Consider the following 26,157-nt stretch of genomic DNA (forward strand, 5'->3'; position numbering starts at 1 on the left):
CTCGATAGCACCAAATCAAACTGTCGTTCATGGTACACCCGAGCTATAAAAGCAACGAGCCGCCTAACATGTTGCACGCCAAGAACAGATGTTGCACACGCGCAGCTCACACATAGTATGTGCAAGGCACAGACGCGCCGAGCACTCCCCTAGTCGAGAACGACAAGCTCGTCGGGGCCGTAATCCACACCCATAAACGTAAGGCCGCAGGCAGGCGCCGTGGGACCCGCAGCGGTTCGGTCACGGGCGTCAATAACCTCGCGCATCCACTGGGGATCGCGACGATGCATGCCAATCTCCACGAGCGTTCCTACAATGGTACGCACCATCGAGTGCAAAAACGCATTGCCCTCGATAGTGAAGGTCAGGATATCCTCGCCAAAAGCGACCTCGTGGCCAAACTCCGCACGCATCACGCAGCGGTGCGTGGGCTTGCCCACAGCAGAGGCAACCTTGCAAAAGCTCTTAAAGTCCTGCTCGCCCAAAAGCGCAGGGCAGGCGGCCGCCATCGCATCGACGTCGAGGGGATAGCGATGCCACCACACCGCACCGCGCGAGAGCACGGGGCGCGCATCGCGATCGGCAATACGGTACGTATACGTACGGGACCGCGCGTCAAAGCGGGCAGAAAAGCCCCTACGGGCCTTGTAGACCTCGTTTATGGCGATATCTTTGGGCAGGAGGGCATCCATAGCCCTCAGCCACCTACGGCGCGTCAGAGCAAGCTCAGCGTCCGTTACGGGTACGCTAATGTACTGGGCCACCGCATGCACGCCGGCATCGGTACGACCCGCACACGTCAGATCGATCGGGCGGCGCAGCAGCGTCTCGATAGCGCGGCGCAACTCGCCCGCAACGGTCGTCTGGCCCGGCTGCTCGGCAAATCCGCTATAGGACGAGCCATCATAGGCAACACAGAATACAAGCGTGGCATCGAGCTCAGGAATCGAATTGAAATCAGACGGCGCGGTCATGGGCGCTCCCAACAAACAAGCAACGGTATCGCGACAAAAAAAGAGGGGTACGCGAACGTACCCCTCGAATATAGCCTATGCAGACGGATTGTCTACTCAGCGGTCTCCTCAGCAGGAGCCTCCTCGACGGCCTCGACCTTCTTGGGAGCAGCGGCCTTCTTGGGGGCCGGAGCAGCCTTCTTGGCCTTAGGCGTGCAAGGCTCGGTGACGAGCTCCATGATAACGATGGGAGCGTTGTCGCCCTTGCGGTTGCCGAGCTTCATGATGCGGGTGTAACCGCCGTTGCGGTCCTGCCACATGCCCTGGGCAGCCTTGTCGAAGATCTCAGCAACGAGCTGCTTATCGCCGAGCTTGGCGATAGCCAGACGACGAGAGTGCAGGTCGCCTTTCTTGGCCCAAGTGATGATCGGGTCGACGACCGAACGCAGCGCCTTAGCGCGGGTCTCGGTGGTCTTGATGCGGTCGTTCTCGAAGAGGGCCTTAGCAAGGCTCTTCTTCATGGCCTTGGTGTGGCTCGCATCGGTGCCGAGCTTCAGGCCCTTCTTAACGTTGTGACGCATGGTCTAGTTTCTCCTCAAATATGCGAAGCATTAAGCCTTCAGGCTCAGGCCCATGGACTCAAGCTTGTCCTTCACTTCCTCGATCGACTTAACACCGAAGTTACGGATGTTGAGCAGATCGTTCTCCGAGAACTCAACGAGCTGACGGACCGAGTGAATGCTGGCGCGCTTAAGGCAGTTGTAGGAACGGACAGAAAGGTCCAGATCCTCGATCTGCTTGTCCAGCTCGGCGTTGTCGTTGGTGACCTCGGGAGCGAAGATCGAAGCCTCCTCCTCGACCTCGGGGGTCTCGGCAAGGTTCATAAAGGCAGCCATATGCTGGTTGATGATATTGGCAGCCTGGACCACGGCGTCGCGCGGAGCGATGGAGCCGTTGGTCTCGATCTCGAGGACAAGGCGGTCGTAGTCGGTGTGCTGACCGACACGGCAAGCCTCAACGAGCTTGGCGCAACGGGACACCGGCGAGTACAGCGAGTCGACGTGGATCACACCGATGGGATCGTTGTCGCGCTTGTTAGCCTCGCCAGAGACATAGCCGCGGCCATAGCCGATGCGCATGCTCATGGTGAGATGGCCGCCCTCGGTGAGCGTAGCGATGTGCTGCTCGGGGTTGACCAGCTCAAACTCGGACGGAATAAAGAAGTCCGCACCGGTGACCTCGCAGGGGCCGTCAACCGAGATGGTGGCGGTCGCCTCGTCGGTCGTGCCGAGAGCCCTGAAGACAAGACCCTTGACATTCAGGACGATGTCGGTGACATCCTCGACCATGTTAGGGATGGTCATGAACTCGTGCTGTGCACCATCGATCTGAATAGCCTCGACGGCGGCACCCTCGAGCGAGGACAGAAGTACGCGACGAAGGGAGTTACCCAGCGTATCGCCGTAGCCACGCTCGAGCGGCTCGACGGAGACACGAGCAGACGTCTCGTTGATCTCTTCGACCTGAACCTGAGGCCTAATGAATTCTGACATGTATTACCTCCAGCCTCAGCAGCCCGGATGGACTACTTAGAGTAGAGCTCGACGATGAGCTGCTCGTTGATATCACCGCTGATCTGCTCACGCGTCGGCAGAGCGAGCACGTTACCAGACAGCTTCTCGATATCGACCTCGAGCCAGCCAGGGACCTCAAAGCGCTCGGAGGAAATCAGAGCCTCCTTGATGGGGAGGAGGTCACGGAACTTCTCGCCGACAGCGACGACGTCGCCGGCCTTGACGCGGTAGGACGGGATGTCCACGCGCTTGCCGTTCACGGTGAAGTGACCGTGACGGACGGACTGACGAGCCTCTTTGCGGGTGCGGGCGAAGCCAAGACGGAAGACGACGTTGTCGAGGCGAGACTCAAGGATGATCATGAGGTTCTCACCGGTGACGCCGTTCATCTTGCGGGCCTTGTTGAAGTAGCCGTGGAACTGCTTCTCCAGAACGCCATAGATGAACTTGACCTTCTGCTTCTCTCGCAGCTGCATGCCGTACTCAGATTCCTTGCGACGGCGCTTGGGCTGACGGATAGATTCCTTCTTGCTGCTGTAACCGAGCTCAGCGGGATCGATCCCGAGCTGACGGCAGCGCTTAAGAACAGGAGTCCTGTCGATTGCCATATTGATACGATCCTTTCAGTTACACGCGGCGACGCTTCTTGGGGCGGCAGCCGTTGTGCGGGATGGGGGTCTTGTCCTGGATGCTCGAGACCTCGAGGCCAGCAGCCTGGAGGGAGCGGATGGCGGTCTCACGACCGGAGCCGGGGCCCTTGACGAAGACGGAAACCTTCTTCATACCGTGCTCCATGGCCTGCTTGGCAGCAGCCTCGGCAGCCATCTGGGCAGCGAACGGCGTGGACTTACGGGAGCCCTTGAAGCCCACCTGGCCAGCCGACTTCCAGGAAATGACGTTGCCCTGGGGATCGGTGATCGAAACGATCGTGTTGTTGAACGTAGAACGAATGTGAGCCTGGCCCACGGAAATGTTCTTACGGTCCGCGCGCTTCAGACGGGCAGCGCGAACGTTCTTCTTAGCAGTAGCCATCTATCTAGCGCTCCTTATTTCTTCTTCTTAGCACCGATCTGACGCTTCGGGCCCTTGCGGGTACGAGCGTTAGTGTGGGTGCGCTGGCCGCGGACCGGGAGGCCCTTGCGGTGACGAAGGCCGCGGTTGCAGCCGATGTCCATAAGGCGCTTGACGTTCTGGTTGCGCTCACGGCGGAGGTCACCCTCAACCATGATCTGGTTCTTATCGATATAATCGCGGATGGCGTTAACCTCATCCTCGGTGAGGTCCTTAACGCGCGTATCCACGTTAACGTTGCACTCGACGCAGATCTTCGTCGCAGTGGTGCGGCCGATGCCGTAAATGTAGGTCAGACCGATCTCAACGCGCTTCTCACGCGGGAGGTCGACACCATTAATACGGGCCAACGTAGTCTCCTCTCTTAACCCTGACGCTGCTTATGACGGGGGTTCTCGCAAATGACGAGGACCTTGCCATGGCGCCTAATGATTTTGCACTTATCGCACATCTTCTTGACCGAAGGACGTACCTTCATCGTTCTTCCTTTCGGTAGCGCTCAAACTACTTCCCTACTATCTACTCGCCCAGCCGCAGGCGTTTAAAACTATGGCTGGTCTTCACACACAATCCGACCGTAGGTTGAGCTAAGCCTGCAGCCGGAAATGGAGTGCGTGTATGCGTGCCGCTATTTGTAGCGATAGGTGATGCGGCCGCGGGTCAGGTCGTACGGGGAAAGCTCCACGACAACCCTGTCACCGGGGAGAATACGGATGTAATTCATTCGGATCTTGCCAGAAATGTTGCACAGAACCGAATGACCGTTCTCGAGCTCGACCTTAAACATGGCGTTGGGCAGCGGTTCCTTTACCGTACCCTCGAGCTCAATTGCGTCTTCCTTCTTCACAAGCAATCATCTTTCTCTAGAAAACGACAGCGATTGAGTATTTTACAATACGCATGCACGTATCGTAGTATCTTCGTAATGGCTCCACAACTAAGCGGAACTTGTTACATTTGAGAAATGTAAAACAAAGCCGTTCCCTGATGCCCAAGATCGCCTTGAAATGAGAAGGCATAGACCTTGGGGTCATGCCTTCGAAATTGAAAGGCGAGGTTGGGCATCAGGGGGCGGCGACTTTTACATTTCACCGCCTTGCAAGGAACACCAAGCACCCTGGGCATCCGTGGTGAGAATCACCGGACCGTCATTGGTAATGGCGACGGTGTTCTCGTAGTGTGCGGCGGGCAGGTGGTCGTTGGTCGTAACAATCCAACCGTCGGAGCCCGTGCTCACATGGTTGGAACCCATCGTAACCATCGGCTCGATGGCAATGACCATGCCGGCCTGGAGGCGAACGCCCCTCCCCTTCTTTCCATAGTTAGGAACGTTGGGGTCCTCGTGCATCACGCGGCCAATGCCATGGCCCACATAGTCACGAAGCACGCCGTAACCGTGAGACTCGGCGAGGGACTGAACGGCGTAACCAACATCCCCGATATGGTTACCGGGAACAGCCTGCTCGATGGCAGCCTTAAGGCAATCGCGCGTGACCTCGCACAGGGCCTTGGCCTCGGGCGTGGGTGTGCCGACAAAAAACGTCCAAGCGTTATCGCCAACCCAACCGTCGACAACGGCTCCCGTATCGATGGAGATGATATCGCCATCGCGCAGGATCATGTCGGGGTTGGGAATACCGTGGACCACGGCATCGTTAATCGATGCGCAAATGGTACCGGGGAACCCGCCGTAACCCTTAAAGGCCGGGGTGCCGCCATGCATACGGATAATCTGCTCCGCGAGCTGATCGAGCTCAAAGGTCGAAACACCAGGGCGCACCATGGCTCCAACGTGGCGGAGCGCCATCTTAGATAGCGCTCCTGCCTTCTTCATCTGCTCGATTTGCGTTGCAGACTTAATCTTGATCATAGACCAAGAGCCTCTTTGACATCCCCGTACACGGTCTCGCGAGCCTGGTCACCGTTGACCGACTTGAGCAGACCCTGGCCACGATAGTAGTCGACGAGCGGGCTCGTGGACTTCTCGTAGACGTCGAGACGGTTCTTGATGGTCTCGGGCTTGTCGTCGTCGCGCTGATACATCTCGCCGGCGCACTTGGGGCAGGTAGCATCGGCAGCGGTGCCGGTGTAACCGCAGGCGCGGCAGGTGCGACGCGAAGACAGACGATCGATGATGACCTCGGGGGCCACGTCGACCAGAAGGGCGCAGTCGATCTCGCGACCCATGGCGGAGAGCTCGGAATCGAGCGTCACAGCCTGGGCGGTGTTGCGCGGGAAGCCGTCGAGGATGAAGCCCTGCTGGGCGTCATCGGCAGCAAGGCGCTCCTTGACAAGGTCGATCACGAGCTGGTCGGGAACGAGCTCGCCAGCGTCCATGTACTTCTTAGCCTGAATACCAAGCTCGGTGCCACCCTTGACGGCAGCACGCAGCAGGTCGCCCGTGGAAATGTGAGCGACGCCAAACTCGGCGACGAGCTCCTGTGCGACGGTGCCCTTACCGGCACCCGGAGCTCCGAGCAATACGAGGTTCATGAGCAATCCTCCTCTAGCCTATTTAAAGAATCCATCGTAATCATACATCTTGATCTGGCCTTCGAGCTTATCGACCGTGTCGAGCACGACGCCGACCATGATGAGGATGGACGTGCCGCCAAATGCCTGGATCAGATGGTTACCCGTGAAGGAGAAGATGATCGAAGGCACGATGGCGATGAGCGCCAAAAAGACAGCGCTGGGAAGCGTGATCTTGTTGAGCGCGTTCTTGATGTAGGCCGCGGTAGCCCTACCCGGACGGACGCCCGGAATAAAGCCGCCCTGCTTCTTAAGGTTGTCGGCCGTGTCATCGGGGTTGAACACCATGGAGGTGTAGAAGTACGCGAAGAACACGATGAGGACAACATTAAGCACCCAGTTGAGCCAACCGGTCGAAAGCGCAGAGGCAACTGCCTGAATCCAGCCGATGCCGGGGAAGAACACGGCAATCTGAGCCGGGAAGTACAGCAGCGCCGAAGCGAAGATGATCGGCACGACACCCGCGGTATTGACCTTGATGGGCAGGTAGGTGGTCTGGCCACCCATCATGCGACGGCCCACGACGCGCTTAGCGTAGGAGACCGGGATGCGGCGCTGGCCGCGCTCAAGAAAAACAATCAGCGGGATAACCAGCAGGATGATGGCGCAGATGATCACCATGGTGATGATGCCACCGGCATTACCCTCGGTGCTGGAGAAGATCGCCTGCGGCAGGCCGGCCATGATGTTCGCAAAGATGATCAGGGACATGCCATTGCCGATACCGCGCTGGGTGATGAGCTCACCAATCCACATGATCAGCATAGCGCCCGCAGTGAGCGTGCCGACGATCATGAGGTCGAAGATGATCTCGGGAGCGCCGGCGCCATTAAAGCTGATGCCGAAGCTCTTAAAGAGGAAGAGGTAACCCACGGAGTTGAGGATTGCCAGAGCCAGGGTGAGGTAACGCGAATACTGCGTAATCTTGGTCTGACCGACCTCGCCCTCGCGGGCAAGCTCATGCAGGGAAGGCACAACGGCCTGGAGCATCTGGAGGATGATTGAGCTGGTGATGTAAGGCATGATGCCCAGCGAAAACACCGACACATAGCTCAACGCGCCGCCAGAGAAAAGATTCAGGAGGGCCATAGCACCTGCGGCGACCGAATTGTTATCGGTCGAGAAAAGGCCCAGCATCCCCTGGAAGGGAATGCCGGGCACAGGAACGTGCGCACCAATGCGGTACACGACGAGCATAGCTATGGTAAAAAGAATCTTTTCGCGCAATTCTTTGATGCGGAAAGCATTCTTAAGACCATTTAGCACGGCAGCTCGACCTTTCCGCCGGCGGCCTCGATCTTGGCCTGCGCAGAAGCGCTTACCTTGTCGACCTTGACCGTGAACTTCTTGGTGAGCTCACCATTGCCGAGCACCTTGACGGGCTCGAACTCGCTCTTGGTGATGCGAGCGGCCTTAAGAGCGGCACCGTCGATCACAGCGCCATCCTCGAACTTACGCTCGAGACGCTCAACGTTAACAGCGGTGTACTCGATACGACGGGGGTTGCGGAAGCCCGGAAGCTTGGGCAGGCGCATAGCCAGCGGAGTCTGGCCACCCTCGAAGCCGGCACCCTTGGTGCCGCCAGAGCGGGAACCCTGGCCCTTCTGGCCGCGGCCAGAAGTGGTGCCGTGACCCGAAGAATTGCCACGGCCGACGCGCTTGCGGTTCTTGGTGGAACCGGGCGCGGGAGTAAGATCGTGAAGCTGCATTTGCTACTCCTCTACAATCTCGACAAGGTGCTTGACCTTGAAGATCATGCCGCGGACGGACTCGTTGTCAGCAATCTCGCGAACCTCGCGGATCCTGTGGAGACCGAGGGCACGGACAGTACGGACCTGGTCCTGCTTGCAACCGTTGGTGCTGCGGACCTGCTTGATCTTGATGGTGTCAGCCATGCTTAGTTCTCCTTACCGACGAACATCTCGGAGACCGTCAGGCCACGGCGAGCCGCGACGTCCTCAGGGCTGGAGAGCTCCTTGAGGCCCTCGACGGCAGCCTTGATGATGTTGAGGCCGTTGTCGGTACCGAGGGACTTGGACAGGACGTTCTTGATGCCAGCAAGCTCGAAGAGGGGACGCACAGCGCCGCCGGCGATAACGCCGGTACCCTCGACAGCGGGCTTGATGATGATGCGGCCGGCACCAAAGTGGCCGAGAACCTCGTGCGGGATGGTGCCCTGCTCGGTCACCGGCACGTGGAACATGTTCTTCTTGGCATCGAGAGACGCCTTGGAGATGGCCAGGGGCACCTCAGCGGACTTGCCCATGCCAACGCCGACGTTGCCCTTGCCGTCGCCAACGACGACGAGAGCGACGAGGCTCATGCGACGACCACCCTTGACGGTCTTCGACACGCGGTTGATGTAAACGACGCGCTCCTCGAACTCGGAGGCCTCGCGCTGCTGCTTCTGATTACGAGCCATGTGCTACATACCTCCTAGAACTCGAGACCGGCGGCACGAGCACCGTCGGCGAGGGCCTTGACGCGGCCATGGTAGATACGGCCACCGCGATCGAAGGCGACCTTGGTGATGCCGGCCTCGATGGCGCGCTTGCCAACGAGCTGACCGACCTTCTCCGCAGCCTCCTTGTTCGAGGTGTGGGTGCCCTTGAACTCGGCCTCGAGGGTCGAGGCAGAGACGAGCGTCAGGCTAGAGCCCTTGCTGTCGTCGATGATCTGGGCATAGATGTTGGCGTTAGTACGGGTCACGCGAAGACGCGGACGCTCGGAGGTACCCGAGACCTTGCCGCGAACACGACGCTGACGACGCTTGAGGCCTTCCAGCTTCGCCTTATGCTTGTTCATACGTAAACTCCTAAAAAGGTTGATCTTGCCAGCACCTGACGGGGTGCTGGTCTTATGCGAGTGAGTCGGTTACGACTACTTGGCGGCCTTACCCAGCTTGCGGCGGATGTGCTCGCCAACGTAGTGGATACCCTTGCCCTTGTAAGGCTCGGGAGGACGATGGCCGCGGATCTCAGCGGCGATCTGACCGACCTGCTGCTTGTTGATACCCTTGACGTTCACGTGGGTGTTGTCGGGAACCTCGAAGGTGATGCCCTCGGGAGCCTCGACGATCACGGGGTGCGAGAAGCCCAGGGAGAACTCGAGGTTCTTGCCCTTCTGCTGCACGCGGTAACCGACGCCGGCGAGCTCGAGCTTCTTCTCGAAGCCCTCGGAAACGCCGACAACCATGTTGTGGATGAGGGCGCGGGTGAGGCCGTGGCGGGCACGGGTCTCACGCTCGTCGTCGGGACGGGAAACGGTGAGGACGTTGTCCTCGACGTTGATAGCGAGCTTCTCAAAGACATCGAGCTCGAGCTGGCCCTTGGGGCCCTTGACGACAACGTTGTTGCCGTTGACTGCCACTTCGACTCCGGCGGGAATCTGGACAGGCTTATTACCGATACGAGACACGGTGATCTCCTTTCCTTCTACCTACCGAGCGAATTACCAGACGTAAGCGATGATCTCGCCGCCGACGTTGTGCTTGCGAGCATCGCGGTCGGTCATGACGCCATGGCTGGTGGAAATAATGGCGGTACCAAGGCCGCCGCGGACGCGGGGCATGTCGGCAACGCCGGTGTACTTACGCAGGCCCGGCTTGGAAATGCGGCGGATGCCGTTGATGACCTTAGCCTTCTTGGGACCATACTTAAGCGTGATGTGCAGAGTCTTCTGGGGAACGGTGTCCTCGACATCGTAGCCCTCGATGTAGCCCTCCTCGTGCAGAACACGAGCGATCTCGACGAGCTTCTTGCTGCTCGGCATGGAGACCGTGGCCTTGTTCACAGAGTTAGCGTTACGGATGCGCGTAAGCATATCTGCGATCGGGTCTGTAAGGTTCATACAGATTCTCCTTCGTTCTTGATGAACACGTGCTCTTGGTTCTTCGCCGCCCTTAACGGCAAAGCCTTTTTAGCGCGTTTTCCCTGTTCCAAACTGATGCTTGAAACGCTGGTAGTGACTTACCAGCTGGCCTTCTTAACGCCGGGAAGCTCGCCCTTGAGTGCAAGCTCGCGGAAGCAGACACGGCACAGGCCGAACTTGCGGTACACAGAGTGCGGACGGCCGCAGCGCTGGCAGCGCGTGTACTCACGAGTAGAGAACTTCTGCTTGCGATTGCACTTGACGATCATCGATGTCTTAGCCACTTATATCCTCCTCACATAGAGTATTGTTCGCCCCAAGCGCCGCCCCCTTGTGGGAACGGCGCTTATAGGGCAGGTGAACCTATTTCTTGAACGGGAAACCGAAGGCGTCCAGAAGGGCCTTGGCCTCCTCATCGGTGTTGGCGGTGGTCACGAAAGTGATGTCCATGCCACGCTGGTGATCGACGGAGTCGAAGTCGATCTCGGGGAAGATGAGCTGCTCGGTAACGCCCATGGAGAAGTTACCACGGCCGTCGAAGCTCTTGGCGGAGATGCCGCGGAAGTCGCGGATACGGGGGATCGCGACGGAGGTCAGACGATCGAAGAACTCCCACATACGGTCGCCACGCAGGGTAACCTTGCAGCCGATCGGCATACCAGCGCGCAGGCGAAAGGTAGCGATGGACTTGCGGGCACGGGTGATCATCGGCTGCTGGCCGGTGATGGCGCGCAGGTCGCGCACGGCACCGTCGATGGCCTTGGAATCGGTAGCGGCCTCGCCGACACCCATGTTCACGACGATCTTCTCAAACTTGGGGATCATCATGACGTTCTCGTACTGGAACTTGTCCTGAAGCTGCTGCTTGACCTCGTTGTTGTACTTGGTCTTCAGACGCGGCACATACTTCTCTTCTGCCATTGTTCACTCCTTCTTGGGGTTTTAAGCACGGGGCGTGGCCACGATGGGTTGTCCTCGTGCCTCCTGGCTGCATCCGCGCCGCTCGTGGCATTTCGCGGTTTGGACTCGACGCAGCAGGAGCCGACAAAACAATCGGTACTATACGCGCATCGGGAGCGTATTTCCAGAAAAACCTCGTCTGCCTGCACAACTCCACAACTCCCCCGCACATATTGATCCCTAGGGGATCAAAATGGCAGTTGCGGTGAAATAGGGACTGTTTGACGGCTTAACCGGCTTAAACAGTCCGTATTTCACCGCATCTTATTGATGGGGATGCGACTAGCGCTTGCGGGGGACGAGCTTGGTGCGGCGCAGGTGGATCATCTCGGCAGCGATGGAGATGGCAATCTCCTCGGGATCCTCGGCCTCGATGGCAACGCCGATCGGCAGGTGCAGCCCGTCGATCTGGTCCTGCGTAAAGCCCTCCTGCTCCAGGCGGGCGCGCACAAAGGCCGTCTTGCGGCGCGAACCCAGGCAGCCCAGATAGGCGGGCTTGGCGCGCATGGCCTGAATCACCACGTCGATATCGGACTTGTGACCCGCCGTAGCAACCACCACCAAGTCGCGCGGACCGATGGGACACAGCTCGCTCAGGTTCTTGTAATCGACCAGGCGACGATCGTAGACACCGGGCATCCATTCAGGCGTCAACGTGCCGGGACGATCGTCGCAAGCCACGACGGCAAAGCCCGCCGCCGTGAGCACGCGCGCCGTCGCGGCGCCCACGTGTCCGCAGCCAAAGATGTAGGTCAGGCCCTCGGGGCAGAGCGTCTCGATGTGCGCCGGGGGAATCTCGGAGGCGGCGTTGGTGTAGGTGACCTTACTTCCCTCCTCCACCAGCGAAAGCTCGGGGCAGCCGGCAATGGTATGGCGTGATGCCTCGCCATGGTACTCAGCCACATCGCCCTCGAGCGTCTGGGTGACAAACGGCTCAAAATCGATGGTGAAGTCGCCGATGCGGCGACACGCCAGTACATCGGCAATCTCCTGGAACAACGGCGCCTGGGTCGCGTCCAGGTACAGATAGCACAGGCAGATGGCTCCGCCGCAGATCATGCCGGTATCGGAGTTCTCGCCGCCCATGGTGTAGCGAACCAGACGCGATTGACCCCCGGCCAGCAGCTCGCGGGCCTCGTCCAGCGCAAAGAGTTCGATCTTGCCGCCGCCGACGGTGCCCGCTTGGCTACCGTCGGCAAAAACGGCCATCCAGGCGCCCACGCCGCGTGGCGATGACCCTGCCGTGCCGGCCACTACCACCAGCTCGCACGTCTTACCAGCCTTCAGAGCGCCAAGCGCAGCATTCACCACATCGAGCTTTTCCATCGTCGCTTCCTATCCCCTAAAAACGTCGGTGAGCATGGCGAGCGCCTCGAGCACGCCGCCGCCGACCGATGTCGCCTTGTCCGAAATATAGTTGATATAGCTGGTGTCGCCGCGCGGGTCGACATCAGCGCACTTAAAGCCCTCGGCGACTCGAACGCCGTCTGCCAAAAGGCCGCGCAGGCAGCCATCAATCTGCGTGACCATGGGCGTATCGCCCGCGTAGCCAATCACGTCTCCGGCGCTCACGATATCACCGATCGCATGGTCGGACCGAAACACGCCGGCGGCGGGGCTGTGGATAACGCGCTCCTTGCCATAGCCGGCGATGACACCCGGCACGCCCGTATTGGGCTGGGGCGAGCCCTGGGTGATGACGCGGCCGAGGAAATGACCGCGCATGGTCTCGACCACGGCGTCGCAATCGACCGGCGCGGTAAAGCCCGGCCCCACGGCGATAACGACAGGCGCCATATCGCGCGTGGTGCCCAAGTTGCGCTTGGCCAGAATCGCGTCGACCACGGCAGCGGGTTTCAGTTCGTCGAGCATCTTGGCCTGGGGGTCCACCACCACGGCGACATCCCCCGCCTCGGTAATCGCAAGCGCCTCAGCCGGCGTCTGTGCCAAGCGAGCGCGAATGCCTTCGACCTCGAGCTCGCCCAGGCGAATGGCCTCGCAAAAACAGATTGTGCGGCGGATGCACGTGGGAACCGCGATATCGGCCATGACGACCGACACGCCGGAGCGCACCAAGCGAGCGGCGACACCCGTGGCGATATCGCCAGCGCCGCGAACATAAACGAGCATTCCCGGGGCACCTCCCTGTGCTACGGTTTGAGCAGAGCAAAAGCGGTTCGACCGCTACTCTGATGATTATTTATTATCACAGTATTATACGGCGGTGAACAGATGAAAACGGTTAGCGGCAGCCTTGCCTCGGCGCTCAAGATCGAGCCGGGCATCACCGCGATCATCGGCAGCGGTGGCAAGTCGACCCTGCTAAAGACACTCGGCCTTGAGCTTATGCGTGCCGGCGGCCGCGTGCTCCTCTGCACCACCACGCACATGTTCCCCGTCGCCGGCGTGCCGTGGGACGGGTCGAGCCGTCGCCTGGATGCCGCGCCTTGGAAGCCGGGGACCCTGCATGTTCCCGGCTGCACCTGCGAGGCCTGCGCGGGGCTTGTGCGGGGAAGTATCTGCCAAGCTGGTGTCTTGGACCCCGAGACGGGCAAGCTCTCCTCCCCTGCCGAACCGCTCGACCAGCTGGCACAGCGCTTTGACTACATCCTGACCGAGGCAGATGGCAGCAAGCGGCTCCCGCTCAAGGCGCACGCCGCCTGGGAGCCGGTGATTCCATCTGGCACGACCAACGTCGTCTGGATCGTCGGCGCCTCGGGATTCGACAAGCCCATCAGCGAGGTTGTCCACCGCCCCGAGCTCTTCTGCAAGCGGTGCGGCTGCGAGCTCACCGACGTCGCCACGCCCGAACGCGTCGCCCAGGTGCTCAATGCCGAGATGCAGGCGCTGGAACTCAACAATGCCCGCATCATGCTCAACCAAGTCGACACGCTCAGCGACCCCACGATGGCCGACCGCTTTGAGGCTGCCCTTGACCGCCCCGTCATCGCCAACAGCCTCCGATAGCCGGCCCCAGCCTCCGCAGTTGCGGTGAAATACGGACTGCTTATGGCCGCCAGGCGGCCAAACAGTCCGTATTTCACCGCAACTGCGGAGGGCGCCCTTTCTGCTAGCGGGGGACGTAGCGGCCGGGCTGAGCTCCGGTTGGCTCGCCGTCGCGTGCCGCCAGCACGCCGTTGACGTAAACGGCCTTGGCGCGACCGTGTGCCTCAAAGCCCTCGAGCGGCGTGTAGTCCACGGCCTGATGCTGCGTCGCCGCGCTAATGGTCCAGCGCGCCTTGGGATCCCACACGCACACGTCGGCATCGGCACCCTCGGCAAGACGGCCCTTGCGCGGATACATGCCAAAGACACGGGCCGGATTCTCGCTCATCAGGCGGCAGAGGTCCTCGGGACCCAGCTGGCCCTCAAAGCTCGTGGCAATCGCGACGGGACGATGCTCCACACCGGGTGCGCCGTTGGGAATCGCGCGGAAATCGTCGCGCCCACGGTCCTTTTGCCCGTGCAGGTTAAAGCTGCAGTGGTCGGTCGCAATCGTATCGATCTCGCCGGCCACAAGCGCCTCGCGCAGTGCTGCACGGTCACCCGCATGGCGCAGCGGCGGGCTCATCACATACTTGGCGCCCGCAAAGCCGTCCTCACCCTGCTCCAAGTAGCAAGTATCGTCGAGCATCAGATACTGAGGGCAGGTCTCGACATAGATATTCTTCTGCCCGCGCGCCTTGGCGGCACGGATGGCCTCGAGCCCTAGCTTGGTCGAAAGGTGCACCACGTTGACCGGTGCGTCGCCGGCCAGATGCGCCAGATACAGCAGACGGCTCACGGCCTCGGCCTCGCACACATCCGGACGGCTGAGAGCATGTCCCTCGGGCCCATGAATCCCCTGCTCGTACACGCGCTTCTGCAGCTCGTTCACGAGCGTGCCGTTCTCGCAATGCACGCACAGGATACCGCCCACGCGCTTGAGCTCCTCCAGCACCTCGAGCGTCTCGGCATCGTCCAAGCGCAGGTGGTCATAGGCAAAGTAGGTCTTGAACGACGATACGCCCGCCTCGCGCATGACCGAAAGATCGGTGCGATTGCGCTCGTTCCACTCGGCGAGTGCCATATGAAAGGCGTAGTTGGCCGTGCAGGTGCCGTCGGCGCGGCGATGCCACTCGGCCAAGGCATCGGGCATGGTCACGCCGCGATCGGCCGTCGCGTAGTCGACGATGGTCGTCGTGCCGCCGCAGGCAGCCGCACGTGTGCCGGTCTCAAAGCTATCGGCCGTCCAGTCCATGCCAGTCCAGCACTGCATGTGCGTGTGCCCATCGATAAAGCCCGGGAACACCCAGCAGCCCGCGGCATCCTCGACGGTATCGCCCTCGCCCGGCTCAATCGCCGCGGCAATCCGCACAATCTTGTCGCCCTCCATGGCAAGATCGGCGCGGCGAAGCCCCTGGGGCGTCACGAGCGCGCCGTTTTTGATGATGATCATGTTGCTCCTTATTGATTAATACAGTTGGCCACGCGATCAAAATACGAGCAGGCCGCGATATGCTCCGTTATGCGCCGCTGCCCCTCGGCGGTATCGACATCCCACAGTTCATAGGCACGCGCTTCGACCAGTGCAACGTCGACGCGGCCTTTGAGAATCGAGCCCCCGCCGTCCTTGCCCTCAAGACACATAAGCGCATCGAACAGTTCCGCCGGAAAGAGCACCGGGCTCGAAGGCTCACCGTTGCACGCAAGACGCACCGGATGCTTGCGGCCACGCTCGTCAAATGTACGAACCATAGCCTCAAAAGAATCCGAACTCACGAGCGGCTGGTCGCCCGGCAAAAAGAGGCAACCTTTCCAGTTGCGTTCGACTCCCCATGAAAGGCCCGCACGGACGCTTTCGCTGCGCAGCTCGCCATCATGCAGCACGCACGGGCAATGCTTGTCCTCGCAAATCTGAGCGACCTCGGGCCAACGCGTCGAAACCACGACGTCAAAGCCCCGGGGAACCGAATCGATGGTCCGAGCAATCAGCGGCTCGCCATAGATATCGGCAAGCATCTTGTTGGAGCCAAACCGCTTGCCCTCGCCCGAAGCCATAATGACGCATCCAAGTTTCATGGTGATACCTCCCCTGAAACCATCGTACCCATAACTCGCGCCGCGGGCATCCACATCGAAAGCGCTTATCCCGCACGCCCGCGATGCAAAAAGGGGGCACCCCGCCGGTTGGCAGAGTGCCCCCTTTACATGGCTTACCTCAACCCGGCTTTAGGCCTGGAACCAACGGGCAGTGTTGCGCTCGTCGAGGGCCTTGAGGGTAGCGGCGGGATCGGCAACCTTCTGCAGGAACATCATGGCTGCGATGGCGTACGGCTTGTAGCTGGCCTCCTTGTACATGCCCACGCGGTGCATGTCGAAGACGTCGGCGTTAACCTCGCCGTGCTCGCAGGAGACACCGGAGATGTCGGCGGGCAGCGGGTGCATGAAGATGGTGTCCTGGCCGTTGGCAGTCTTCTCCATGAGTTCGGTCGTGGAGCACCAGTCCTGATGGGTGGCGTTCTGGGCGAGCAGCTCCTTCTCGAGCGCTGCGATGCCGGCGTCGTCGCCCTCGGCGTACAGGTTGGTGCGCTTCTCCATGGCGGCAAACGGAGCCCAGCTCTTGGGGATCACGATGTCGGCGCCCTCGAAGGCCTCGGCCATGGTGTTGACCTGCTTAAAGGTGGTGCCGGACTCGGCGGCATAGCCCTTGGCGCGCTCGACGACCTCGGGCATGAGGTCGTAGCCCTCGGGGTGAGCCAGGGTGACGTCCATGCCAAAGCGGGGCAGCAGGCTGATCAGCGACTGCGGGCAGGACAGCGGCTTGCCGTAAGAGGGCGAATAGGCCCAGGTGACGGCAACCTTCTTGCCCTTGAGGTTCTCAAGGCCGCCAAACTCGTTGATGAGGTAGAGCATGTCGGCAGAGGACTGCGTGGGGTGGTCGGAATCGGACTGCAGGGAAATGAGCGTGGGACGGTGATCCAGAACGCCGTCCTCGTAAGCCTGCTGCACGGACTCGGAGACCTCGGCCATGTAGGCGTCGCCCTTGCCGATGTACATGTCGTCGCGGATGCCGATGACGTCGGCCATGAAGGAGATCATGGTAGCGGTCTCGCGGACGGTCTCGCCGTGAGCGATCTGGGACTTCTTCTCGTCCAGGTCCTGCAGCTCAAGGCCGAGCAGGTTGGCGGCCTTAGAGAAGGAGAAGCGCGTACGGGTGGAGTTGTCGCGGAACAGGGAGACGGCCAGACCCGAGTCGAAGATCTTGGACGAAACGTTGTTCTCACGCAGCTCGCGCAGGGCGTCGGCAACGATGTAGAGAGCCTTGAGCTCATCGGTGGTCTTATCCCAGGTGTGCAGGAAGTCGCTGCCGTACATACCCTTAAAATCGAGGCCGTTCAGCTGCTCGACGAGCTCAGTAAACTTAGCGTCCATGTAAATATCCTTTCCAAAGATGAAACGATCGCAATGAGTAGATGCGCTCCGGCATGCGCGTGTGGCTAGAACATGCAGAGCGCTATGACGAGGACCCGCTACCGTTGAGGAAGCATGGGAGATAACGACCGCGGGGCCCAAGTCAACAGGGGGTGCCGGGGACACGAGCGGCCCCCGGCTCAACAAAATCGAGGAATGGGACTAATCGATCTTGTTGTTGGTCAGACCGGCGCGGAACACGGTGGCGTCGCCATCGGCCTGGCTCGGATCGTAGAGGTTCAGGGCAGCCACATACATGGCGGCAGCGGTGACCAGGTCGTCCTTGTAGGTGACCTCGTTGGGAGCGTGAGCCTGAGACTCGGCACCCGGGCCAAAGCCCACGCAGGGGATGCCGTAGCGGCCCTGGATGGAAACGCAGTTCGTGGAGAAGGTCCACTTGTCGCACAGCGGGCGACCGGTGCGCTTATCCATGCTGGGCTCGCAGCCGATGCGCTCGTCACCAAACATGGCCTTGTGGGCGTCGACAAGGGCCTTGACGTGCGGAGCGGTCTCCTTGTTGATCCACGTGGGGAAGTAAGCCTCGGTCTCGTAGACCTCGCCGGTCCAGGACGGACGGTCGTACATGTACATGGAGACCTTCACGTCGTCGCCGTACTTCTTGGCAGCCGGCAGGTTGCGGATCTCGTCCAGGCAGGACTCCCAGGTCTCACCGGCGGTCATGCGACGGTCGATGGAGATGGCGCAGGAATCAGCCACGGCGCAACGGCTGGGGCTGGTGTAGAAAATCTGGCTGACGGTGCAGGTGCCGCGGCCCAGGAAGCGGGCGTCCTCAAAGTGCTCGGGATTGTACTTGGGGTCGAGCATCTTGACGAGGCCCTTGATGTCGGTCGACTCGTCGCAGCCGTTGTTGTTGAGGGCGCGGACGTCGGCGATGATGTCGGCCATCTTGTAGATGGCGTTGTCGCCGCGGTCGGGAGCGGAGCCGTGGCAGGAGGTACCGTGAACGTCAACGCGGATCTCCATGCGGCCGCGGTGACCGCGATAGATGCCGCCGTCGGTGGGCTCGGTGGAAATGACGAACTCGGGCTTAATGCCGTCCTTGTTGTAGATGTACTGCCAGCACATACCGTCGCAGTCCTCTTCCTGGACGGTGCCGACGACCATGATCTTGTAGCCCTCGGGGATGAGGCCCATGTCCTTCATTATCTTGGCAGCGTAGGTAGCGGAAGCCATGCCGCCCTCCTGGTCGGAGCCGCCGCGGCCGTAGATGATCTCGTCGGTCTCGTAGCCCTCATAGGGATCGGCATCCCAGTTCTCGATGTTGCCGATGCCGACGGTGTCGATGTGGGAGTCGATGGCGATGATCTTGTCGCCCTCGCCCATAAAGCCCATGACGTTGCCCAGGCCGTCGACCTTGACCTCGTCATAGCCGAGGTTCTCCATCTCGGCCTTGATGCAAGCGACAACCTCGCCCTCCTCGCAAGACTCAGAGGGGTGGGAGATCATAGCGCGCAGAAAGCGAGTCATATCAGCACGATGAGACTCAGCCGCAGCCTTAATGGCATCAAAATCGAGTTCTTTAGTCATAACAGTCAACCTTTCTACAAGGGTTTACCTACAGGTAGATATTTCAGATAGATCACTTGTGCCAAGCAGCGTGAGGTCGAGCACCCCACAAGCAAGTAAACGTAGGGCGGCGGAGCATATGTTTGCTCCGTCGCGAGTTCCGCACGAGCCGGAGAGCACTTAATGTGCTCTCCGTGCGAGCAGGACTGTCCGAGCAGGGAGTAAACATATGCTCCGCCACCCGGACAGGTCATCCTGCTAGCAGGTCGGATACTCGCCCTCCCAGACGATGCGACGGTACTGATCCGGATCGGTGTCGCCCTCGGTGGAGAAGCAGAGCACGGAGCTCGTCTTGTCCAGGCCGATGAGTTCCTTGAGCTCGGCGTACTCGGGATCGAGCATGAGGGTCTCGACCAGGCCGGTGGTCACGGCGCCGGACTCGCCGGAGATGACGCGCGGGTCGCCCTTCTCGGGAGCGCCCAGGGTGCGCATGCCGCGAGCGGTGACCCAGTCGGGGCAGGACACGAAGGCGGTGGTGTGGTTGCGCAGGATATCCCAGCCCAGAATGTTGGGCTCGCCGCAGCACAGACCGGCCATGATGGAGGGCATGTCACCGTCCACGATGCGCGGATCGCCGTCGCCGGCGGCAGCGCCCTTGTACAGGCAGGCGGCAGGTGCGCACTCAACCACGACGAAGGTGGGAGGGTTATCGGGATACAGGTTGGTAAAGTAGCCCACCACGGCGCCGGCGAGCGAACCCACGCCAGCCTGGACAAACACGTGCGTCGGGCGGTTGATGGCCATCTCGCGCAGCTGCTCGGCAGCCTCGGAAGCCATGGTGCCGTAGCCCTCCATGATCCAAGACGGGATCTTCTCGTAGCCCTCCCAGGCGGTGTCCTGAACGATAACACCGCGCTCGCAAGCGTCGGCCTCGGCGGCGGCCATGCGCACGCACTCGTCGTAGTTGACCTCTTCGATGGTCACCGTGGCGCCCTCGGCGGCGATGTTATCGAAACGAGGCTTGGTGGAACCCTTAGGCATGTGCACGACGGCCTTCTGGCCCAGCTTGTTGGCAGCCCATGCCACGCCGCGGCCATGGTTGCCGTCGGTGGCGGTAAAGAAGGTAGCCTGGCCAAAGTCCTCAGCCAGCTGATCGGAGGTCAGGTAATCGAAGGTGCAGTCGGCAACGTCCTTGCCGGTCTCGTCGGCAATGTAGTTGGCCATGGCAAACGAGCCGCCCAGGACCTTAAAGGCGTTGAGGCCAAAGCGATAGCTCTCGTCCTTAACGCACAGGTTGGACAGGCCCAGGCGCGCGGCCTGGCCGTCCAGGCGGGCAAGCGGAGTGACGGTATATTGGGGGAACGACTGGTGGAAGGCGCGGGCCTTCTTCACGTGGTCGAGGCTCATGATTCCCAAGTGCTTGTCATCGCTCTTGGGCATCGTGTTGCCCGCCCACTGGATCTTATCGGCCATACGGTGAACTCCTTAAGTTCTCTCTTGCCGGCCCCCGCATACGCGTTCCAACCCGATCCCATTCACACGGCTGAACTTTTATGTGGATGCCAAACAAAAAGTTTGTTAGCACTGTTCTATCACACTTTTTGATTGGTAAACCTAACAAATTGTTTGTTGCCGTAATCGGTACCTTTTCGCCGCCGAACGGTCACCAATTAGCCTGTCTATGTATTTGTTTGCGAACAGGTGTGGTTTATGGCAAAGTGTGCCCAAACTAATTTTTAGGAAGGCACCCATGACCCCCGCACAGATTGAGTTTTACAAGCGTCTTGCACACGGCCTGGCGCTCCAATTTGGCCCCAACTGCGAAGTCGTCGTCCACGATCTGGAGACCGAGGACGTGGACCACTCCATCGTAGTGATCGAAAACGGCCACGTCAGCGGGCGCAAACTGGGCGACGGCCCCAGCCATATCGTGTTTGAATCCATGCACGAGGGCAGCACCGACGTACACGACCGCGAGCCGTACCTCACCAAAACCACCGATGGCAAGCTGCTCAAGTCCTCAACCATCTTTATCCGCAACGACGAGGGCAAGCCTGTCGGCATTTTGGGCATTAACTTTGACATTACGCTCATGAAGGCTTTTGAGCGCTCGCTCGATGCCTTTACCGGCACCGGCGGCACGGGCTACACCGAGCCCGAGCCCATTACCAAAAACATCGGCGACCTGCTCGAAGACCTGCTGCGCGAGTGTGAGCAATACGTAGGCAAGCCCGCAGCCCTTATGACCAAAGATGAGCGCATTCGCGCCATTGGCTACCTCGACCGTCGCGGCGCCTTCCTCATTTCCAAGTCGAGCGAGCGTGCCTGCGAGTTCTTTGGCATCTCCAAATACAGCTTCTATAGCTACCTCAATGAGGCCAAGGCGGCGGCCGGCGACAAGTAGGCACTCGCCTGGATTGCCCCTCCCCTTTTGGGCGCGAGTTCTGGAAAGCGCGAATCCAAGACCGAGCCGCTTGGGAAGTTCCATATAATCGATGTCATTAGTATTTCGAAAGGATGGAACAGAATGGCGTTGAGCAAGGCATCATGCACCGGTCGCGGATTGATTCCGGCAATTGGTGGACATGTGCACCGCATGTTCGATGAGGGTGAAGACGACCTGTTTTCGCTAAGCCTTGACGACGTGATGGATGATCGCCCGTGGATCGCCGACGAACTCATGGGCGGCGGGGCTCGCCCGTCAAGCCCCAATCCCGCACTTGCGCCCAATCCCGCATCTGCGCCGACTCCTGCGCAGTCGCCTGTTTCGACGCCCGCGCCTACGCCCGCACCCACTTCGGCGCCCACGCCCGCTCCCCGTCCCGCAAGCGACCCGTCCGAGACGGCGGCATTTCTCGCTGCAGCGACGCAGGGCAAATCGGCCGACAGCACCGTTATGTACAGCGCCCAGCAGTTGCCTGTTCCTGCGGCACGCAAGCCTCCGGTCACAAGGCTCGATGGGCCCGTTGCCCATCAGGTTGTCCACGATTCCTGGGCTGCAGCCGACCTAGATGAGACCTCTACCGGCATGCCGGCGCTCGATGTTCCAGTTAACCCGCTTTTTGCCGCCAACACGAGCGCCGCGGACTATGAGGGCGGTGCGGCATATTCCGATTATTCCGATGGCTATGTTGGCACCGGTCGCATCGAGACCGAGGATTATGGCACCGCATCGAGCGATTATCTCAACGATCCGTACGCTGCCACGCCTGCACCGGAATATGACCCGGAGGCCACGTCCGCACCGGCGTATACCAAAAGCACGGGCGAAGAGCGCTTCGCCGATTATTACGCCGAGGAAAAGGCGCTGCGTTTCTCGGAATTTCCGCAGGCAGTCAAGGTTGCCTTTATCGCCATTGTCATTGCCCTGCTCGGCGTCATTGCGTTTGAGGGATTCCGGCTGTTCTCCGGCCCCACCCAAGCGGAGTCGGAGACCCAGCAAAAAGAGAACGATGACGAGTACCTGGACATCAACACCCTCAAGGGCGACCCCAACGACGGAGACGACGAGTAGCGAGGGCTGAAGGCGGCCGCAGAATCCCGCATCCAGCACCGGCTTCTAAGTGCTGTTTTGTCATCCAGCTACACTTTTCCGGATAATTTGCCCATCGAATTAGACACTTTTTTTTCCGAAGTTTTAAGGTGCCCATTTCGACACTTTTCCGTACTTTTACACGGCTGATTTCGACACTTTTCCGAATGAAAGCCGAATAATCACTTGGGAAACCAACGCCGTTCACGCGTCATTTCGCGGATGGCGTTGGTTTCTGTCCGTACACGTTGATAGACTCCATCGTGCCTGCAAGGAGCGGGCGCATTTTATCCAGAGTCGGGATAGAGAGTTGGCTCCACGATCCCGACGCCAACCGGCCAAGAGGCACGGTGGCCCTGCCAACATCGATGAAAGGAGTCCGTATGGGCAATTTCTCTGTGCGCAACGAGCGCAACTTCCACAACCTGACAGCCAAGCCAAAACGAATGCATCTTCTGGACAAGCCGAACGGCTACACCTCGGCCATGGTCAAGCACGCATCGCCAGATCGCATCCCGCTATCTGGGCCGCGTTTTCCCAACGACCACGCCAACGGAAAGCGCGTCCTAGCCTGGACGCTCAAAACGGGATGCACTTTCCGGATGGCGGGCCTGGCGGAAAGCGTGTCCCGGAATCCAGTCTCAGAGCTGGACAGGCTTTCCGGCTAAGTCCTTCAGCGGAAACCGCATCCCGGAATAAACACTCAAACTGGGATGCGCTTTCCAAACGACCGGCCAGCGGAAAACGCATCCCATTCTGAGATATGATTCCGGGACACAGTTTCCACTCCAAACAAAAGGCCCCGACTCGCGATGGGGCCGGGGCCAAAGGCGCAGCATATGCAGTTGATGTTGAGCGCGAACAGCCCGTCAACAATGGCTGCCCGCACCCCGCCCTACCCGCGGTGACGGGCGCGGCTGTACGGCGTATCCACCATGGGCAGATCGGGGCGTAGCTTGCCGTCAAACGCGCGGTAGGCGTTCTGCACGGCGGGCGCCGTGGGGATCGTTGCGATCTCGCCGATGCCCTTGCCGCCGTATGCCACGGGCAGCAGTTCGTCCTTCTCCACGTAGATGGCGTGGATATCCGGAATCTCGGGCGCACGGAACAGCCCGAGCGTGCCGTATCTTGCCTGGGGCACGCAGTCCTTGAGCGGCCAGTCCTCGGTAAGCGCATAGCCCATACCCATGAGCACGCCGCCTTCGATCTGACCCTGGATGGAGATGGGGTTGACCACCTTGCCGGAATCGTGCGCGGCATAGACCTCGCTCACGCGGCCGTCATCGTCCAGAATGACCACATGTGTGGCAAAGCCGTAGCAGATGTGGCTCTTGGGGTTGGGAACATCCGCGCCCAGTTTGTCGGTCGGCTCCAGGTACACGTAGCCAAACTCGCATCCCTCGAGCGCCTTGATGGCGGTCGCAGGATCCTGAGGATGCATACCCTGACCGGCGACGAGCTCCTGCGTGCGCAACTGATAGGCGCGACCGTCGTCGTACTCGATCTTGACGCCGTCGCCATGCGCGCTCACGGGAGTATCGGGTGCGGGCTTACCGGCCTCGATGCCAACCATGGCATCGCGCAGCAGGAAGGCGGCGCCGCGCACGGCCTCGCCGGTCACGACCGTCTGGCGCGAGCCAGACGTGGTGCCGGAGTCGGGAGCGTTCTCGGTGGAGCACTCGCCGTTGGCAATGCAGCTCAGCGGCAGACCGCATGCCTCGGCAACGTCCTGCAAAAAGACCGTGTTGCAGCCCTGGCCGATGTCGGACGTAGCGGCGTAGACCACGGCCACGCCGTTCTCGATGCGGATCTTGCAGCGGCCGGCATCGGGCAGGCCCACGCCCACGCCGGCGTTCTTCATGGCGCAGGCGATACCGGCGTGTCCGGGATGCGCGTAATAGGCATCCTTGACCTCGAGCAGCGTCTCCTTAAGCGCCGTGGAGCAATCGGCGATCTGGCCGTTGGGCAAAACCTCGCCCGGCTCGATGGCGTTACGGTAGCGAATCTCCCACGGATCCAGGCCGACCTTCTCGGCCAGTAGGTCGATCAGACTCTCGAGTGCAAACTCGGACTGGCAAACGCCAAAGCCACGGTACGCGCCGGCAGGCGGGTTGTTAGTGTAGTAGCCAAAGCCGCGAATGTCGGTGTTCTGGTACTTGTAGGGGCCGACGGCATGCGTGCAGGCGCGCTCGAGCACCGGGCCGCACAGCGACGCGTAGGCACCGGTATCAAAGTTGATCTCGCAGTCCAGGCCGGTAAAGTTGCCCTCGGCATCGCAGCCCAGCGTAAAGGTACCGTCCATCGCATGACGCTTGGGATGGAAAGCGAGCGACTCGGCACGCGTGAGCTTGCACTTCACAGGACGCTGGAACTTATATGCGGCGAGCGCGGCCAGGTGCTGGACCGAAACGTCCTCCTTGCCGCCAAAGCCGCCACCCACGAGCATGGTCTCGACGACCACGCGCTCGGGCTCGTTGTCCCAGCCAAACATATGGGCGCACTCTTTGCGCGTATCGTAAGCGCCCTGGTCGGTCGACTGCACCTTGACGCCGTTCTTGTACGGGAAGGCCACGGCGCACTCGGGCTCCAAGAAGGCATGCTCGGTAAAGGGCGTGGTAAAGCGCTGCGTCACGGTAAACGTGCTCTCGGCCAGCGCCTTGGCGGCGTCGCCGCGCGTCACATGGCGGCTCTGGCACACGTTGTCCTTGAGCTCCACCGTGTTGCCAAAGGCAAAGAAGCTGTCGTGCAGGCGCGGGGCGTCGGCAGCCCTGGCCTCGACGATGTTGCGCACGGGCTCCAGCGGCTCGTAATCGATCCTGACGAGCTTCTTGGCCTTCTCGAGCGTCGCCTCGTCCTCGGCAACCACCAGCACAATGGCATCACCCACGCAGCGGGTGATATCGCCCTGGGCGATCATGACGTCCCAGTCCTGGATAAGGTGGCCGACCTGGTTGACCGGCACGTCCTCGGCGCGCAGGATGCCCACCACACCGGGCAGGGCCTCGGCCTTGGAAGTATCGATGGAGAGCACGCGGGCGCGCGGATACTTGGAGCGCACGGCGCTGGCGTAGGTCAGACCCGGCTGATCGAGCTCGTCGATGTCGTCGGGGTACTTGCCCTCGCCGAGAACCTTCTTGCGCACGTCGATACGGAAGGCACGCTTGCCCACACCGTAATCGTCGCCGCGCTCCAGGTCCTCGTCGATCTGCTTTTCGCCGCGGAGCACCGCAGCGGCCAGCGCAATGCCCTCGATGATCTTCTTGTAGCCGGTGCAGCGGCAGACGTTACCGCGAATGGCGTACTTGATCTGCTCCTCGGTGGGCTCGGGATCCTCGGCGATGAGCGCTGCACCCGCCATGACCATACCGGGGATGCAAAAACCGCACTGCACGGCGCCCACGGCGCCAAAGGCGTACACAAAGGCCTCGCGCACGTCCTGGGGCAGGCCCTCGACGGTCACGATGTTGCGGCCGGCGGCAAGAGCGGTGGTCAGTACGCATGCCTTGACGGCCGCGCCGTCTACATGGATGGTGCAGGTACCGCAGGCACCCTCGGAGCAGCCGTCCTTAGCGGAATGGATGTGCAGGTCGTCGCGCAAGTAGCGGAGCAGCGGCTTGTTCTGAGTCGTCGTGCGCTCGACGCCGTTAACGGTAAAAGTGAATTCCTGTGCCATGGTGATTCCCTT

At 60.7% G+C, this 26,157-nt stretch carries 31 protein-coding genes; 4 read left to right on the top strand and 27 right to left on the bottom strand.

The window, feature by feature from the left end:
• Positions 1-149: 149 nt before the first annotated feature.
• The 21 genes from truA to yqeB all read right to left on the bottom strand — a co-directional run bounded on the left by truA (position 150) and on the right by yqeB (position 13,090).
• Positions 150-974, bottom strand: coding sequence for a tRNA pseudouridine(38-40) synthase TruA (truA, locus tag DW892_RS00695; protein WP_117629206.1), 825 nt, complete (start codon positions 972-974; stop codon positions 150-152).
• Between the two features lie 92 nt (positions 975-1,066).
• Positions 1,067-1,534, bottom strand: coding sequence for a 50S ribosomal protein L17 (gene rplQ, locus DW892_RS00700; protein WP_006235277.1), 468 nt, complete (start codon positions 1,532-1,534; stop codon positions 1,067-1,069).
• Between the two features lie 30 nt (positions 1,535-1,564).
• On the bottom strand, positions 1,565-2,506 hold the full coding sequence (locus tag DW892_RS00705) for a DNA-directed RNA polymerase subunit alpha (protein WP_006235276.1): 942 nt from the start codon (positions 2,504-2,506) through the stop codon (positions 1,565-1,567).
• Positions 2,507-2,538: 32 nt separating this feature from the next.
• Positions 2,539-3,135: a 30S ribosomal protein S4 gene (gene rpsD, locus DW892_RS00710; protein WP_006235275.1), complete on the bottom strand. Its 597-nt coding sequence runs from the start codon at positions 3,133-3,135 to the stop codon at positions 2,539-2,541.
• Positions 3,136-3,154: 19 nt separating this feature from the next.
• Complete coding sequence (gene rpsK / locus DW892_RS00715; RefSeq protein WP_006235274.1) at positions 3,155-3,559, bottom strand: 30S ribosomal protein S11; 405 nt, start codon at positions 3,557-3,559, stop codon at positions 3,155-3,157.
• Between the two features lie 14 nt (positions 3,560-3,573).
• The gene (rpsM, locus tag DW892_RS00720; protein WP_022094275.1) at positions 3,574-3,948 is read right to left on the bottom strand and encodes a 30S ribosomal protein S13; all 375 of its coding nucleotides are present in this window, start codon (positions 3,946-3,948) and stop codon (positions 3,574-3,576) included.
• A gap of 14 nt (positions 3,949-3,962) precedes the next feature.
• On the bottom strand, positions 3,963-4,076 hold the full coding sequence (rpmJ, locus tag DW892_RS00725; protein WP_006363204.1) for a 50S ribosomal protein L36: 114 nt from the start codon (positions 4,074-4,076) through the stop codon (positions 3,963-3,965).
• A 150-nt stretch (positions 4,077-4,226) separates the two neighbouring features.
• Positions 4,227-4,445 (bottom strand): translation initiation factor IF-1, encoded by a 219-nt coding sequence (gene infA / locus DW892_RS00730; RefSeq protein WP_035137443.1) that lies wholly within the window; start codon positions 4,443-4,445, stop codon positions 4,227-4,229.
• A 234-nt stretch (positions 4,446-4,679) separates the two neighbouring features.
• The gene (gene map, locus DW892_RS00735; protein WP_006235270.1) at positions 4,680-5,468 is read right to left on the bottom strand and encodes a type I methionyl aminopeptidase; all 789 of its coding nucleotides are present in this window, start codon (positions 5,466-5,468) and stop codon (positions 4,680-4,682) included.
• Positions 5,465-6,091 carry an adenylate kinase gene (locus DW892_RS00740; protein ID WP_055252238.1) on the bottom strand — a complete coding sequence of 209 codons (627 nt, stop codon included), beginning with the start codon at positions 6,089-6,091 and terminating at the stop codon, positions 5,465-5,467. Before DW892_RS00740 ends, map begins: the two co-directional genes overlap by 4 nt.
• 18 nt (positions 6,092-6,109) lie before the next feature.
• Positions 6,110-7,396, bottom strand: coding sequence for a preprotein translocase subunit SecY (gene secY, locus DW892_RS00745; protein WP_035137447.1), 1,287 nt, complete (start codon positions 7,394-7,396; stop codon positions 6,110-6,112).
• Entirely contained in the window at positions 7,390-7,839 is a 450-nt protein-coding gene (gene rplO / locus DW892_RS00750; protein ID WP_006235267.1) for a 50S ribosomal protein L15, read from the bottom strand. The genes secY and rplO overlap by 7 nt, the downstream gene beginning before the upstream one ends.
• Positions 7,840-7,842: 3 nt before the next feature.
• Positions 7,843-8,025, bottom strand: coding sequence for a 50S ribosomal protein L30 (gene rpmD, locus DW892_RS00755; RefSeq protein WP_006235266.1), 183 nt, complete (start codon positions 8,023-8,025; stop codon positions 7,843-7,845).
• A gap of 2 nt (positions 8,026-8,027) precedes the next feature.
• Entirely contained in the window at positions 8,028-8,552 is a 525-nt protein-coding gene (gene rpsE, locus DW892_RS00760) for a 30S ribosomal protein S5 (protein WP_055252236.1), read from the bottom strand.
• Positions 8,553-8,566: 14 nt separating this feature from the next.
• The gene (gene rplR, locus DW892_RS00765; protein WP_006235264.1) at positions 8,567-8,935 is read right to left on the bottom strand and encodes a 50S ribosomal protein L18; all 369 of its coding nucleotides are present in this window, start codon (positions 8,933-8,935) and stop codon (positions 8,567-8,569) included.
• A 75-nt stretch (positions 8,936-9,010) separates the two neighbouring features.
• Positions 9,011-9,547, bottom strand: a complete 537-nt coding sequence (gene rplF / locus DW892_RS00770) for a 50S ribosomal protein L6 (protein ID WP_006235263.1) — start codon at positions 9,545-9,547, stop codon at positions 9,011-9,013.
• A 33-nt stretch (positions 9,548-9,580) separates the two neighbouring features.
• Positions 9,581-9,979 carry a 30S ribosomal protein S8 gene (rpsH, locus tag DW892_RS00775; protein WP_006235262.1) on the bottom strand — a complete coding sequence of 133 codons (399 nt, stop codon included), beginning with the start codon at positions 9,977-9,979 and terminating at the stop codon, positions 9,581-9,583.
• Between the two features lie 119 nt (positions 9,980-10,098).
• Positions 10,099-10,284, bottom strand: coding sequence for a type Z 30S ribosomal protein S14 (locus DW892_RS00780; protein WP_022094280.1), 186 nt, complete (start codon positions 10,282-10,284; stop codon positions 10,099-10,101).
• 79 nt (positions 10,285-10,363) lie between these two features.
• On the bottom strand, positions 10,364-10,921 hold the full coding sequence (gene rplE, locus DW892_RS00785; RefSeq protein ID WP_006235260.1) for a 50S ribosomal protein L5: 558 nt from the start codon (positions 10,919-10,921) through the stop codon (positions 10,364-10,366).
• A 321-nt stretch (positions 10,922-11,242) separates the two neighbouring features.
• Complete coding sequence (locus tag DW892_RS00790; RefSeq protein WP_117765010.1) at positions 11,243-12,286, bottom strand: XdhC family protein; 1,044 nt, start codon at positions 12,284-12,286, stop codon at positions 11,243-11,245.
• Positions 12,287-12,295: 9 nt separating this feature from the next.
• Positions 12,296-13,090 (bottom strand): selenium-dependent molybdenum cofactor biosynthesis protein YqeB, encoded by a 795-nt coding sequence (gene yqeB, locus DW892_RS00795; protein WP_117765012.1) that lies wholly within the window; start codon positions 13,088-13,090, stop codon positions 12,296-12,298.
• A gap of 102 nt (positions 13,091-13,192) precedes the next feature.
• On the opposite strand from yqeB, the gene yqeC reads away from it, so the two are divergent.
• Positions 13,193-13,927, top strand: a complete 735-nt coding sequence (gene yqeC / locus DW892_RS00800; RefSeq protein ID WP_117765014.1) for a selenium cofactor biosynthesis protein YqeC — start codon at positions 13,193-13,195, stop codon at positions 13,925-13,927.
• A gap of 103 nt (positions 13,928-14,030) precedes the next feature.
• On the opposite strand, the gene hydA is transcribed toward yqeC, so the two are convergent.
• From hydA to dpaL, 5 genes are all read right to left on the bottom strand, one after another.
• Positions 14,031-15,398: a dihydropyrimidinase gene (hydA, locus tag DW892_RS00805; RefSeq protein ID WP_117765016.1), complete on the bottom strand. Its 1,368-nt coding sequence runs from the start codon at positions 15,396-15,398 to the stop codon at positions 14,031-14,033.
• A gap of 8 nt (positions 15,399-15,406) precedes the next feature.
• Positions 15,407-16,021 (bottom strand): nucleotidyltransferase family protein, encoded by a 615-nt coding sequence (locus tag DW892_RS00810; protein WP_117765018.1) that lies wholly within the window; start codon positions 16,019-16,021, stop codon positions 15,407-15,409.
• A 150-nt stretch (positions 16,022-16,171) separates the two neighbouring features.
• Positions 16,172-17,374, bottom strand: a complete 1,203-nt coding sequence (ygeW, locus tag DW892_RS00815) for a knotted carbamoyltransferase YgeW (RefSeq protein ID WP_055252229.1) — start codon at positions 17,372-17,374, stop codon at positions 16,172-16,174.
• Between the two features lie 201 nt (positions 17,375-17,575).
• Positions 17,576-18,961, bottom strand: coding sequence for a YgeY family selenium metabolism-linked hydrolase (locus DW892_RS00820; RefSeq protein ID WP_117765020.1), 1,386 nt, complete (start codon positions 18,959-18,961; stop codon positions 17,576-17,578).
• Between the two features lie 237 nt (positions 18,962-19,198).
• A complete protein-coding gene (gene dpaL, locus DW892_RS00825) occupies positions 19,199-20,413 on the bottom strand; it encodes a diaminopropionate ammonia-lyase (protein WP_117583046.1) in 1,215 nt (404 codons plus the stop codon).
• A 277-nt stretch (positions 20,414-20,690) separates the two neighbouring features.
• Here dpaL and DW892_RS00830 point away from each other — a divergent pair, with 277 nt between their 5' ends.
• From DW892_RS00830 to DW892_RS00845, 3 genes are all read left to right on the top strand, one after another.
• Positions 20,691-21,344, top strand: coding sequence for a transcriptional regulator (locus tag DW892_RS00830; RefSeq protein WP_187364956.1), 654 nt, complete (start codon positions 20,691-20,693; stop codon positions 21,342-21,344).
• 123 nt (positions 21,345-21,467) lie between these two features.
• Positions 21,468-22,454, top strand: coding sequence for a hypothetical protein (locus DW892_RS10355; RefSeq protein ID WP_158566987.1), 987 nt, complete (start codon positions 21,468-21,470; stop codon positions 22,452-22,454).
• A 401-nt stretch (positions 22,455-22,855) separates the two neighbouring features.
• Positions 22,856-23,140, top strand: a complete 285-nt coding sequence (locus DW892_RS00845; RefSeq protein WP_117765028.1) for a hypothetical protein — start codon at positions 22,856-22,858, stop codon at positions 23,138-23,140.
• Between the two features lie 227 nt (positions 23,141-23,367).
• On the opposite strand, the gene xdh is transcribed toward DW892_RS00845, so the two are convergent.
• The gene (gene xdh / locus DW892_RS00850; RefSeq protein ID WP_117765030.1) at positions 23,368-26,145 is read right to left on the bottom strand and encodes a selenium-dependent xanthine dehydrogenase; all 2,778 of its coding nucleotides are present in this window, start codon (positions 26,143-26,145) and stop codon (positions 23,368-23,370) included.
• Between the last annotated feature and the right edge of the window lie 12 nt (positions 26,146-26,157).

Origin of the sequence: Collinsella sp. AM40-7AC (assembly GCF_003468125.1) — a bacterium.
Classification (GTDB): Bacteria; Actinomycetota; Coriobacteriia; order Coriobacteriales; family Coriobacteriaceae; genus Collinsella; species Collinsella aerofaciens_O.

Excerpts from the sequence above, each read along its gene's own strand:
- truA (WP_117629206.1), bottom strand. The coding sequence starts at position 974 with ATGACCGCGCCGTCTGATTTCAATTCGATTCCTGAGCTCGATGCCACG.
- rplQ (WP_006235277.1), bottom strand. The coding sequence starts at position 1,534 with ATGCGTCACAACGTTAAGAAGGGCCTGAAGCTCGGCACCGATGCGAGC.
- DW892_RS00705 (WP_006235276.1), bottom strand. The coding sequence starts at position 2,506 with ATGTCAGAATTCATTAGGCCTCAGGTTCAGGTCGAAGAGATCAACGAG.
- rpsD (WP_006235275.1), bottom strand. The coding sequence starts at position 3,135 with ATGGCAATCGACAGGACTCCTGTTCTTAAGCGCTGCCGTCAGCTCGGG.
- rpsK (WP_006235274.1), bottom strand. The coding sequence starts at position 3,559 with ATGGCTACTGCTAAGAAGAACGTTCGCGCTGCCCGTCTGAAGCGCGCG.
- rpmJ (WP_006363204.1), bottom strand. The coding sequence starts at position 4,076 with ATGAAGGTACGTCCTTCGGTCAAGAAGATGTGCGATAAGTGCAAAATC.
- map (WP_006235270.1), bottom strand. The coding sequence starts at position 5,468 with ATGATCAAGATTAAGTCTGCAACGCAAATCGAGCAGATGAAGAAGGCA.
- DW892_RS00740 (WP_055252238.1), bottom strand. The coding sequence starts at position 6,091 with ATGAACCTCGTATTGCTCGGAGCTCCGGGTGCCGGTAAGGGCACCGTC.
- rplO (WP_006235267.1), bottom strand. The coding sequence starts at position 7,839 with ATGCAGCTTCACGATCTTACTCCCGCGCCCGGTTCCACCAAGAACCGC.
- rpmD (WP_006235266.1), bottom strand. The coding sequence starts at position 8,025 with ATGGCTGACACCATCAAGATCAAGCAGGTCCGCAGCACCAACGGTTGC.
- rpsE (WP_055252236.1), bottom strand. The coding sequence starts at position 8,552 with ATGGCTCGTAATCAGAAGCAGCAGCGCGAGGCCTCCGAGTTCGAGGAG.
- rplR (WP_006235264.1), bottom strand. The coding sequence starts at position 8,935 with ATGAACAAGCATAAGGCGAAGCTGGAAGGCCTCAAGCGTCGTCAGCGT.
- rpsH (WP_006235262.1), bottom strand. The coding sequence starts at position 9,979 with ATGAACCTTACAGACCCGATCGCAGATATGCTTACGCGCATCCGTAAC.
- rplE (WP_006235260.1), bottom strand. The coding sequence starts at position 10,921 with ATGGCAGAAGAGAAGTATGTGCCGCGTCTGAAGACCAAGTACAACAAC.
- DW892_RS00790 (WP_117765010.1), bottom strand. The coding sequence starts at position 12,286 with ATGGAAAAGCTCGATGTGGTGAATGCTGCGCTTGGCGCTCTGAAGGCT.
- yqeB (WP_117765012.1), bottom strand. The coding sequence starts at position 13,090 with ATGCTCGTTTATGTTCGCGGCGCTGGCGATATCGCCACGGGTGTCGCC.
- yqeC (WP_117765014.1), top strand. The coding sequence starts at position 13,193 with ATGAAAACGGTTAGCGGCAGCCTTGCCTCGGCGCTCAAGATCGAGCCG.
- hydA (WP_117765016.1), bottom strand. The coding sequence starts at position 15,398 with ATGATCATCATCAAAAACGGCGCGCTCGTGACGCCCCAGGGGCTTCGC.
- DW892_RS00810 (WP_117765018.1), bottom strand. The coding sequence starts at position 16,021 with ATGAAACTTGGATGCGTCATTATGGCTTCGGGCGAGGGCAAGCGGTTT.
- ygeW (WP_055252229.1), bottom strand. The coding sequence starts at position 17,374 with ATGGACGCTAAGTTTACTGAGCTCGTCGAGCAGCTGAACGGCCTCGAT.
- DW892_RS00820 (WP_117765020.1), bottom strand. The coding sequence starts at position 18,961 with ATGACTAAAGAACTCGATTTTGATGCCATTAAGGCTGCGGCTGAGTCT.
- dpaL (WP_117583046.1), bottom strand. The coding sequence starts at position 20,413 with ATGGCCGATAAGATCCAGTGGGCGGGCAACACGATGCCCAAGAGCGAT.
- DW892_RS00830 (WP_187364956.1), top strand. The coding sequence starts at position 20,691 with ATGACCCCCGCACAGATTGAGTTTTACAAGCGTCTTGCACACGGCCTG.
- DW892_RS10355 (WP_158566987.1), top strand. The coding sequence starts at position 21,468 with ATGGCGTTGAGCAAGGCATCATGCACCGGTCGCGGATTGATTCCGGCA.
- DW892_RS00845 (WP_117765028.1), top strand. The coding sequence starts at position 22,856 with ATGGGCAATTTCTCTGTGCGCAACGAGCGCAACTTCCACAACCTGACA.
- xdh (WP_117765030.1), bottom strand. The coding sequence starts at position 26,145 with ATGGCACAGGAATTCACTTTTACCGTTAACGGCGTCGAGCGCACGACG.